8 protein-coding genes are annotated in these 12,394 nt (G+C 25.3%); all 8 read right to left on the bottom strand.

Annotated elements, in window-relative coordinates:
- Positions 1-57: 57 nt before the first annotated feature.
- Positions 58-1,776, bottom strand: coding sequence for a phosphoenolpyruvate--protein phosphotransferase (gene ptsP / locus SCANT_RS00540; protein ID WP_053945795.1), 1,719 nt, complete (start codon positions 1,774-1,776; stop codon positions 58-60).
- Positions 1,777-1,933: 157 nt separating this feature from the next.
- Positions 1,934-2,569 (bottom strand): hypothetical protein, encoded by a 636-nt coding sequence (locus SCANT_RS00535; protein WP_053945794.1) that lies wholly within the window; start codon positions 2,567-2,569, stop codon positions 1,934-1,936.
- A 1-nt stretch (position 2,570) separates the two neighbouring features.
- Complete coding sequence (locus tag SCANT_RS00530) at positions 2,571-4,616, bottom strand: ABC transporter ATP-binding protein (RefSeq protein ID WP_053945793.1); 2,046 nt, start codon at positions 4,614-4,616, stop codon at positions 2,571-2,573.
- A gap of 69 nt (positions 4,617-4,685) precedes the next feature.
- Positions 4,686-6,572 (bottom strand): hypothetical protein, encoded by a 1,887-nt coding sequence (locus tag SCANT_RS00525; RefSeq protein WP_053945792.1) that lies wholly within the window; start codon positions 6,570-6,572, stop codon positions 4,686-4,688.
- A gap of 1 nt (position 6,573) precedes the next feature.
- Positions 6,574-7,323: an ABC transporter ATP-binding protein gene (locus SCANT_RS00520; protein ID WP_053945791.1), complete on the bottom strand. Its 750-nt coding sequence runs from the start codon at positions 7,321-7,323 to the stop codon at positions 6,574-6,576.
- Between the two features lie 14 nt (positions 7,324-7,337).
- Positions 7,338-9,392, bottom strand: a complete 2,055-nt coding sequence (locus tag SCANT_RS00515; protein ID WP_053945790.1) for an ABC transporter permease — start codon at positions 9,390-9,392, stop codon at positions 7,338-7,340.
- Between the two features lies 1 nt (position 9,393).
- Positions 9,394-10,143 (bottom strand): ABC transporter ATP-binding protein, encoded by a 750-nt coding sequence (locus SCANT_RS00510; RefSeq protein ID WP_053945789.1) that lies wholly within the window; start codon positions 10,141-10,143, stop codon positions 9,394-9,396.
- An 83-nt stretch (positions 10,144-10,226) separates the two neighbouring features.
- A complete protein-coding gene (gene nrdE / locus SCANT_RS00505) occupies positions 10,227-12,392 on the bottom strand; it encodes a class 1b ribonucleoside-diphosphate reductase subunit alpha (RefSeq protein WP_053945788.1) in 2,166 nt (721 codons plus the stop codon).
- Positions 12,393-12,394 lie beyond the last annotated feature (2 nt).

The raw sequence follows: 12,394 nt of genomic DNA, 5'->3' as shown, positions 1-12,394 counted from the left end.
TGTTATTATTATTTATTTTAAATAAAATAAATGATTCTTATGAATCATTTATTTAAATTATTTATCTTTCATTACTGCTTTAACTAATTTTAAAACTTGATCTGAATTTTCACATTCTAATGCCTTAGTTGCCAATTGTTGTGTTTCTTTTAAAGTTAATTTTGACATAATACTTCTTGCTTTTAAAATACTTGTTGCAGACATTGAATAAGCATCAAGACCTAATCCCATTAGTAATGGTAACGCATCAGGTTCTCCTGCCATCTCCCCACACATTCCTGCTCATTTTCCATGTTTGTGTGCACCATCAATTGTCATTTTTAGTAATCTTAAAATTGAAGGATTATATGGTTGATATAAGTAAGTAACATTTTCACTCATTCTATCAGCTGCCATTGTATATTGAATTAAATCATTTGTACCTACTGAAAAGAAATCTGCGTGTTTTGCAAAATTATCAGCATTAACTGCAGCGGCAGGAATTTCAACCATCATTCCAATTTGTAAATCTTTACCAACTTTATGACCTTCCTTTGTCAACTCTGCTTTACATTCCAATGTAAATTTTTTTGCTGCTAAAAATTCATCAATAGTTGCTATCATTGGAAACATAATACCTACTGGTCCAAAAGCACTTGCTCTTAATAAAGCTCTTATTTGATCTCTAAAAATATCTTTTCTATCTAAGGTAAATCTAATAGCACGATATCCTAAAAATGGATTCATTTCATGTGGGAATGAAAAATATGATAATTTTTTATCTCCCCCAATATCTAGAGTTCTAATAATAGTAATTTTACCTTTCATTTCTTCAACAACTTTTTTGTAAGAAATAAACTGCTCTTCTTCTGTTGGAAAATGGTCATTATCCATATACAAGAACTCACTTCTAAATAGACCAATTCCTTCTCCACCATTTTCAAGAACTGATTCAACATCCTTAGGACTTCCAATATTCCCTTCCAAAACAAATCCATCAAATCCATCTTTAGTTAGAGTTGGCTTATCCTTTAGTTTTTTTAATTCCTCTTTTTCCTTTTCAAAGTTTTCTGCTAATTTTTTTCATTTATTTTTATCTGAAGGATTGATTTCAACATCACCAGTTTCACCATTCATTGCTAAAACATCTTTATCTTTTACATCATGTAAAATAGTTTTTAAACCTAAAACTGCTGGAATTTCCAAACTTCTTGCCATAATAGCAGCATGACTAGTTCTTCCACCAATATTGCAAGCAAATCCTTTTACAAATTTAGGATTTAATTGTGCAGTTTGTGAAGGTGTTAAATCTTCAGCTACAATAATAACTTCTTCATTAATTGTTGCTAAATCTGCAAGTGGAATATTTAAAACATATCTAATTAATCTTTCAGTAACATCTTTAATATCTGCAGCTCTTTCTTTAAAATAATCATCATCCATAGCTTCAAACATAGACATATATTTATCTGCAACTTCTTTGATTGCTCTTGCTGCATTATAATTTTTTTCTTTAACTAAAGCTGTAAATTCCTCTGCCATTGCAGGGTCTTCTAAAATTGAAGCATGAGCTTCAAAAATAGCAGCTTTCTCTTCCCCTAATTTTTCTTTTGCAATTACTTGCAAATTCTCTAAATCAGTTTTAGCTTTTACAATAGATGATGTAATAAGTGTTAATTCCGATTCAATATTTTTTGGTATTTCTTTTGAAATTTTTATTGGTTGCTCATCTAATATATAAACCTTAGCGATTGATATACCATTACTTGCTCCAATTCCTGACATTTTTTTAGACATTAAAATCTCTCCTTTAAAACAAATATATTATAACAAATATTGTATATATAGAGTGTAAAGAGCATATAAAAAAAGTAACTAATTAAATGAGTTTTTAATTACTATGTATGTTTTAAATTATTGTTTCAATTTGAAATTATTAAAAACGCTTTAAAAATTAATTATTAACTTCAATCAGTTTTTGTTTTTCTATTATTCTTTTTACAACTTTATAAGTTACTTTTTTTTCTACATAAATATTATAAGAACTCATAATAATAAAAAAGACTGAGAAAATAAACATTAAGGCTTGTTTTAATTTACCTAATCTTGATTTTTTTAAAACCTTTTTTAAAACTCTTCCATAAGCATCAACTCATTGAGAATATGCAACCATATAATTTATTGTAATCATTAATAATAAAAATGATGCAACTAAAATAATTGATGAACTTACAAGTCTTCTAGTGCCTCTTGTTTTTTTTAATAGAGTAAAATGATTTAAAGTAAGCAATAAAATTAAAAAGAATCAACCAAAATAAGCTCATAAATTTTGATATGTAAATAAAGTATAACTATAATCAAAATCTCATAGAATTTTTGTTTGATCATTTTGTATTTCCTTTTGTGCAAAAGAAATTGTATTTTCTTTTTTCCCAACTAAATTTAATTTTATTAATTCTCCATCTTGTGTTTCAAAAACCATTGGAAGTAAAAATAAAATAAGAATTGAACTTAATGATAAAAAAATAAATAAAATAATAGTTGTCTTTCAATTATTTTTTGCATTAAAAGCATTTTTAATTTTTATCATTTTAACTTTCTCCTTTATCTACTTCATATAACTCTTTAAATAAACCATCTTTTTTTATTAGTTCATTAAAGGTTCCAACCTGAGCAATTTTTTTGAAGGAATCTAATACAAAGATCTTGTCATAGTTTTTAATTGTAGTTAATCTATGTGCTATTGTTATTGTTGTTTTTCCAACTATAAGCTTATCTAGCTCAATTGAAATTTCCTTTTCAACTAAATTATCTAATGCACTTGTAGCTTCATCTAAAATAATTAAACTTGGGTTTTTTAAAAATGTTCTTGCGATTACAAGCCTCTGCTTTTGTCCCCCTGAAAGTTGTTTTCCTCTTTCAAATAAAAAAGTATCATATTGCTTTTCTCAACTCATAATTAAATCATGTAACTTTGCTTTTTTACATGCATCAATAATTTCTTTATCTGTAGCATCATTTTTAACATATAGTAAATTTTCTTTAATAGTTCCAGAAAGAATTTGTGGTTCTTGATCTACATAACCAATATTTTCAAGCCAGTCCTTTAATTCAATATCTTTTAATTCCATATCTCCATTAATTTTAATTGAACCTTCATAATTTTCGTAAAATCTTAAAAGTAATCTTGTTATTGTTGACTTACCACAACCAGATGGACCTACAAAAGCATATGATTTTCCCTTTTCAAAACTTATAGATAAATTATTTAAAATATTACTTTCCGGAGACAATGGATAAGCAAATGAAACATTATCAAAAACTATACTCTCAATTCCTTTTTTATTAATGAACTTTGGATTTTCAATTTCAATTATATTATCTTCATCATTTACTATACTTGCAATATTTTGTGAAGATTTATTTGTTGAACTAATACTTTGCAAAATAGTATTTAATTGAAAAATTGGTGTCACCATTACAAAAATACCTGCAGTGAATGTAGAAAATACTGTTATCAATTTACTTGTATCATTTGCATAAATGAAAACTCCAAAAACAATAGAAGATAATGTAAGACACCCAATTGCACCAATAATAATTCCAGGAATTATAGATATTGCATAATTCAATTTTCGATTATACTTATTTTGTTTTTGATTATCTTGATTAAAATGTTCAATTTCTTTTTCCCAAGTTCCAGTAGATTTAATTAATCGTATTGCTGATATTTTTTCAGTAATTTCAGAATCACTTTTTGATTTAGCATCCATACTTTTTTTTACTGGTTTAGCAATAAATAAAACAACAGATAATGCAATTAGCATTACGCATAATATTAGACTAAACATTAATATAGAAATTAATTTATCAATATATATTAGCATTGCAGTTGAACCAACTGTTGAAAAAACAATAAATAATAAAATTATTGGAGCTACCTTTAATTGCTCTGCTATATTTTTACAATCTTTAACTATTGTCTCTGTAATTTTTCCCTGTGAATTCTTATTATAGAAATCTACATTTTTTGTTAATAAAGATTTTATTAATTTATTTTTTAAATCTGTTTGAGATTCTTCGCTTATAATTCCACAAAAACAATATGCAATATACATACAAACTATTACTAATCCTATTGTTGCTAATAAAATATAAACTCATTGCATTTTTGTAATAGATAATCCAAAAAATATTGCTACAACATTTTTACCATCATAGCTTAAATAATCAAAATAAAATTTTTGCAATATATTATTAACTAATTCCTTAGGCATTTCTAAATCATTGCTTGCTAGAAATTCATTTATCATCTCTAATAATTTTTCATTTTCTTCACCAACTAGAGGAATTAAACCAGTTATGATTTCAGATAGTAGTTCCTTATTATTTAAAGTTTCAATTAAAGACTCTCCAATTAAAATTGAAGTGATTTGTCTTGCAATAAGAATATTAAATACTGAAAAACCAGAAACTAAAAGTATAAAAATTATTGCAAAAATAGATTTAACTTTATATTTTTTTCAATAGAAAAATCATAGTCCAAAAAAACCTTTACTTTTTTTAAATTCTTTTTTCTCTTTATATTCAATTAAAGATTCGTCATCAATATATCTAACAAAGAAATTATTTTCCATAAATTAGTTTCCTTTTTCATTATTATATACAAATTAAAAAAAAAAAAAAAAACATCTATTATGATGTTTTTAAATTTTAGATTTTCTTGATCATACTAAATAAACCAAATAATTTAAACCAAATGATACAAGTAAATATATTAAATAACTAACTGCTACATTATACCCAAACTTTTTCTTTAAATTAGCTTTTTCAAAAATTGGAGTTAATGCTTCATTACTTTTATTTTCACTTAAATCATATTTTGCTAACTCCGAATAATTTGTATAACCATTTGTTATTCCTGAATATGCTAGCACTGATTTTGAAAAAACTAAGTCCTTATTAAATGCACTTCCGAATAATTGACTGTACATTATTGAAAAGTGCTGAAAGATATTAATATTATTTTTTAAAATAGATTCATTGGCTCAACCTTGATATGCTTGATATGCTTGAGCTGCATCATTAAAATTAGACTCTTCACTTGACAATCCTCAAACTGAGTTATAAAGTTCTGCTTTTCAAAGCATATTATTTAATCATGCCTCTGTAATTATATTATTAATAATCAATAATTCTGGATATCTTTTATAGACTTTATGAACCTGAGAATTTTCCACTACAGTTTCTTTTTTCTCAAGTAGTTTTCATAACTCATCAAAATCACTTGCGAAAATATAAGTTCTATTTTGTTCCATCATTTTTGTTCCAGTTAAAATAAATGCATATTTAGAATAAATAGAATTAACTCAATCCAATAAAGCAGAATATTTTTTTGTATCTTCTTGCTTTTTTAATCATTTAATCAAAGGAGATAAATTGTGAAACCCTGATTCAGCTCCATATAATTCATCTAAATATCCACCTTTAAATCCAGGACTAGATATAGTTGGTTTATTATTATTTGATTTCATACCAGTCAATATAGTTTGGTAAATTTCATTTAAAATTTTAAAAATCTCTGTATCTTGTAAAACTGGTTTTGCAATTTCACTTTTAATTGTATCTTCTGGCTCAGTTATTTCTACCTCTGCATAATGAATATTTGCACCACCACCATATAAAGCAGCAATTAGACTGTCAAATGCTAATCCTTGTCTCTGTCCTAAATTCGATAAATTATAATAATTAATATCTTGCGCATTTAAAGATTCTAGTTCTAAATTAGTCTGAATTTGATTTAAAAACAATGAACTTTTTTCATTTGCTTTTGAATCAATAAAAATTGAATTTACAGCTTTGTCATCTTTGAAATTATCATAAAATGATTTAGAAATATTTATTTTTATATTTGTTTTCATAACAGAATCATAATTATTAATTCTTGTAAAATCTGTCATAGAACTTAATGAAGAGAAAAGACCAGATAAACAAAGAATCATCGCAATTAATATATTTATCATTACGCTTCAAGCAATTGAGCATAGAATTGTTACTAAAAATACTATCGGACTTCAAACAATAGTTAAAAAGAAATAAAAGACACATGTGCTTAAAACAATACCCGATATTAAATCAAATTTTAAAACAATTGATGATGCAATAATTATTTTTAAAATTGAATTGATAAGCGCAATTCCACCAACAAAAGTAATAAATACAAATCATCTTAATAAGAAAGAACTATTAAATTTAATACCAGATCGTGTTTCAATATTTTGAATTCCATCTTGCATTTGTTTTTTAATAAGTTCGGTAGACATTATAATCATAAACACAATAAAGAAAAACACTTCAAAAATAAATGAAATTGAAACAATAATTACACCAATTTCAAAAGCATTAATTGGTGTATTCAATAAACCAGCTACAGATGAAGAAAGTATTAAAGTTACAATAATTGAAATTATTGCAGTAGCCAACACTGCTTTATTTCTAAGTAATCTTTTAAGATTTATAAGATATAAAGTTTTAAATCCATTAAATTCTTTTGGCTTTTTAGTTTTTAAAACTTTTGTTTTAATTGTTTCCATACTAATCCACCATTTCCTTACTCTTATAAATTTCTTTTAATAATTTTTCACCATTATTTTTTTCAGCCATAACTTCTTTATATAATTGTGAAATTGATTCTTTTTTATTATCAAAATCTTTTTCTAAAACAACTTCTCCATCTCTGATAAAAACAACATAATTTGCAACCTCTTGTAATTCTTCTAGAATATGACTAGTAATTAAAATTGTTACTCCTATTGTTGAAAGTTCATGAAGAATGTTCATAAAAGATAATTTGGCTTCAACATCGACATTGGCTGTTGGTTCATCGAAAACAATATATTCAGGTGTTCTCACTAGAACGCTTGCCATAATTGCTCTTTTTTTTCAACCCGCGCTTAAACTTTTAATTTTTTTGTTTATATAAGGTTCTAATGAAAGCATTTTAAATATTTTATCAGCAGTTTCTTTTGCTTCCTTTTTTGAAATATTATTAACTGCACAAATATATGCAACATAATCTTTTAATTTCATATTTAATGGAACACTATTTGAATCTGGAAAAAAAGCAATTCGTTGAAGATTTTGCTCATCAAAAATACTTTTACCATCCATTAGTATTTCCCCTTGCTCTAATTTTAACTCTCCAAAAAGAGCTTTAATTGTTGTAGTTTTTCCTGCACCATTATCACCAACAAAAGCAACAACTGAACCCTTCTTTATTGTAAAACTAACTTGGTTAATAACAAACCCACCCAAGTCTCTAGTAATATTTTTTATCTCTATCATATTAAAGCTCCTTTCTATAATTTAGCTTTTTTATTAAAAGCTAAATAACCAACATAACCAAGTGGTGTAATTATTAATATATATATAAAATACGCAAGAGGTATAATAAATGATGTCGAGGTTTTTATTTTAAGTTTTTCATAAATTGGCTTCATTGCTTTACCTTGTTCTTTATTTTCAGAACTAAAGTTTTCAAAATCAAAAATGTTTTTTATATTTAAAAATTGTCCTTGATAAAAAATAGTTCCTGAAGAATTATATGAATCATTTAATAATCTTGAAGAGAATAATCCTGTTGACATAGCTGCAAAATGTCTAGATATATCTGTAGTCAATGTATTAGATTTTTTAGCTACATTAAAATATAAATAAAGTCCATCATCAATACTTGAATTTGAAGAATATCAACCTGAAGGTCTTACAACATCAAATTCCATTGCTTCTTTTCATAAGTTAATTATTAATGCATTAATAATTGTTAACTCAGGAAATTTTTTATATACTTTTGCCATTTCATCATTTTGTTTTTGTACTTCTTGATTAATACATAATTTTAAAGGTTCTCCGTCACTATTATTTGATACAGTTAATTTACAAAAGTCATCTGTAACATTTTGATAAGACTTTTTATTGTTTGATTCAAAGACTTTTTTTCAAGAAAAGAAATTTAAAGTTTTTCTATAATCTTTATTTCTAGTATTTACAAGAGCAAAGTCAAAAATATCATTGTAAAAAGAATTACTTGATGAATATGGATTCTTATTATCAGCTAAAATTGCAGTCTTATTTTTATTATAAAAAGTTTGAATAAATGAAAACATACTTGAATACTCTGGTAAAATATTTGACATTTGAGTTGAGAAATTTTCTATATTAATATCTTTTGAATTAACTTCATTATTTACATAAGAATAAGTTTTCTTAACAAATATTGATGGTATTTCATTTTCATTTTGAGCAATAAGCTTTTCACTATTTTCTAATGCTGTTCTATTTATTTTTTCAATTATCTTTCAAATGGGAGTCTTTTCTAATAAATATTTCTGTTCATGTGTATTATCATCAAAAACATTAAAATTATAATATACTTGTCCAAAACCAATATTCTTAAGAAGAATATGAGTTGCTTTTTCATAATTAAAATTTTCTTGTGAAGTAAATTCATTTTGGTTTAAATATTTTTTTGAATTTCAAGCAGGGAAAAATTTTTGATCAGGAATTATTTTATAATTAAATTTACTTTCACTATTTTCTTCAATATTTTCATATTTATTTAATGGTTGTAAACTCTGATTTAAATATTTATGTATTCCATTTAAAGACTTAGACTGTCCTTCATTTTCATCATCATCAAATAGTTCATTATCACTTTTAAAAGTATTATAGAAATCTTGGGCCCCTAACATTTTAATATTTGTTTTTCAGTTAGAAAAATCTGAGCTACTCATAATAAATTTAAATGATGCAAACATTGGTGCTAAAACTACAGTGAACATAAATATCATTGAAAATAGAGTTGCTAATGAAGTTTTAAAAACAACCATCATTAAAGATAAAACAATTGTTGAAAAAAAAGCTAAAAAGTAAAAGAAAAATATTTGTGAATAATGTAAATTGAAGAAAAATGTACTATCACTTAAATTAGCTAAATTTAAAATAATTGCAAATAGTAAGGGTATTGTTATATAAATACAAGCCACAGTAAAAGTAATAAGAACTCTAATTAAATAAGATTTTCAAGTTTTATACCCTGCTCTTAATTCAATTGAAGATATACCATCTTTTACTTGTCTTTTGAATAAATATAATGAATTTAATACTATATGAAAAATTAATGTTGCTCCCCCAAATAAGAAAGTTAAATATTTTAATGAAGTATAACTTGAAATATTTGATTTATCAATAATGTTTGAATATTCAGTTATAAAGAATATTATAGTTACTAATGAAAAAACTAATCCACTAATAATAGAACCAATGTTTTTTAAACTTAGTTTTAAATTAATTGAATAAAGCAAAGTAAAATTTCTAAAATTCTTCTTATTCCTATTTACTACTAAATTTTCCATATTACTCTCTTTCCTTTTTATTTTTATACAAGTCTCTTAGAATATGTAAGTCCTTAATTGGCTCATTCATATGTCTTTTATAAACATCCATTATGTGCTCTTTTTTTCTATCAAAATCATTTGCATAAACTATTTGACCTTTTTTAATTAAAACTAAATAATTAGCTAACTCTTGTAGTTCTTCAATTATATGACTTGTAATTAAAATTGTTATCCCTACTTTTGATAAAAGTTTAAAAATATTCATAAAATATAATTTTGATTCAACATCAACATTGGCTGTTGGCTCATCAAAAATAATATATTCTGGTGAACGAACTAAAACACTTGCCATAATTGCTTTCTTTTTTCACCCAGAAGAAAGTTGCTTTATTTTTTTATCCTTATATGGTCTAAGTTCTAATAATCTATAAACATTATCAATACTCAATTCAGTTCTTTCCTTATTCATATTATTTGCAGCACATATATAGTGCAGATACTCATGTACTTTTATATCTAAAGGTACATTATTTGAATCTGGAAAAAATGCTACTTTTGATAAATTATTATTTTTAAATAAATTCTCACCATCTATTAAAACTTCTCCACTATCTAATTTAAGTTCACCAAAAAGAGCTTTAATTGTTGTAGTTTTTCCTGCACCATTATCACCAACAAAGGCAACAACCGAACCTTTCTTTATTGTAAAACTTACATCCTTTAAACCAAAATTCCCTAATTTTCTGGTTATGTTTTTTATCTCTATCATAACTTTCTCCTTTGTAATATTGTAAATTATTTAACTTAACTTTTTACAATAAAAATGAAAATAAAAAAAACCTTTAAGGTTTTTTAAATAACACAAGCATCACATTCATAATTTTCACTATCTTCAAGAACTTCTTGACGTACTCTTACATAGTAAATTGAAGCACATCCTTTTTTAAAGGCTCTTACATAAGCTTTATTTAAATCTCTTGTAGTTACTTGGTCAGTCATAAATAATGTTAATGATATTGCTTGATCAACGTGTTGTTGTGCTGCTGCTGCGATATCAATAATAGGATCTGGACCAACTTCATATGCTCCTAATGAATAATAACCCATATTATCAAAATCAATTTTATAAGCAGGAACATAAACTCTTCCAAGTTTTCCTTCTTTTCTAACTTCAACTGGTGCAACTACTGGTTGTAAACTTGGTGTACAAGATGATAAGTAACTTATTGAACCTGTTGGAGCAACTGCCATTAAATGTGAATTAGCTAATCCTGTTTTTTTAATTTCATTTGATAGCTCTATTCATTCTTTTTGAGTTGGTATTGAAACTTTGTATTTTTCAAATAAATTTTTAATTTTTTCTGATTGAGGAATAAATTTGTTATTTTCACATTTAGTATATTTATCAAAATATGAACCATCTGCAAATTTTGAAATTTTAAATCCTGCAAAAGAACCATATTCTTTTGCTAATCTATTCGAAGCTTTAAAAGCATGGAAAGCCATTGTATAGAAAAACATATTAGTAAAGTCAATTGCTTCGGGTGAATTATAATAAATATGATTTACTGATAAGAATCCATGTAAATTCATAGCACCTAAACCTACAGCATGATTATTTTTATTTCCATTTTCAATTGATGGTGCACTTGATAAATCACTATTTCTTGAAACATGATCTAAAGCAAGGATCGAATTATAAATAACTTCTGAAAACTCTTCTCCACTTTCCATTGTTTTTGCAATATTCATACTTCCAAGATTACAACAAATATCTTCTCCTGTTTTTTTGAAAGATAAATCTGAATTATATTCACTTGGAGTTGAAACTTGAACAATTTCACTACACAAGTTACTCATAACAATTCTTCCAGCTACTGGATGAGCATTATTGTTATTTACAGTATCATCAAATAATAAATATGGATAACCACTTTCAAAATGTAATTCTGCTATTGCTTGAAATAACTTTCTAGCATTAATATATGTTTTTTTAATATCTTTATTTTTTAACATATTTTCATACTCATCAGTTACAGAAATATCTGAAAATGGTTTTTTATAAACTTTCTCAACATCATATGGACTGAAAAGTGCCATATCTTTATTTTCTTTTGCTAAATCAAAAGTAATGTTAGGAACAACAACTCCTAATGATAAAGATTTAATTCTTATTTTTTCATCAGCATTTTCACGTTTTGTATCAAGGAATGACATTATATCTGGATGGTGAACATTTAAGTATACAGCTCCAGCTCCTTGTCTTTGCCCCAATTGGTTTGCATAAGAAAATGAATCTTCTAAAATTTTCATTACAGGAATTACACCTGTTGCTTGATTTTCAATATTTTTAATAGGAGCTCCAAATTCTCTTAGGTTAGTTAAACAAATTGCAACTCCCCCTCCACGTTTTGATAATTGTAAAGATGTTGTTACTGCTCTTGCAATTGATTCCATGTTATCTTCAACTCTAAGTAAATAACAAGAAACATATTCTCCTCTTTGTTTTTTACCTGCATTTAAAAATGTTGGAGTTGCTGGTTGGAATCTTCCTAAAATAATTTGCTTTAAAATATTTTTAGCTTTTTCGAAGTTCCCACCCCCTAAAAATAACGCATTTAAAACTACTCTATCTTCATAACTTTCCAAATATTGTTTTCCATCAAAACTTTTTAAACCATAAGCGTTAAAGAATTTTAAAGCTCCCATAAAACTAGGAAACTTAAAGTCAAATGAATATGCATATTTACTTAATTCATCAATTTGCTTTATTGTATATTTTTTAATAACTTCATCATCATAATATTGATTTTTTACTAAATAATCTATTCTTTCTTTAGTAGTTGAGAACTTCATCATATTTGGTTCAATATGCTCTTTCATATATAATTCTGCAGCTTGAATATCTAATTTAAAGTTATCTTGACCAGGCACAAACAATTTAGCTCTGGCATTCAATTTTATATATTCATCTGATTCATTTGTACCAGAAAGATTTTTTATATTATCTTTTTTCATTA

Origin of the sequence: Spiroplasma cantharicola (assembly GCF_001281045.1) — a bacterium.
Lineage (GTDB): Bacteria > Bacillota_I > Bacilli_A > Mycoplasmatales > Mycoplasmataceae > Spiroplasma_A > Spiroplasma_A cantharicola.
Note: the sequence above shows the minus strand (reverse complement) of the source record. Positions and strands in the feature narration are given on the sequence as shown.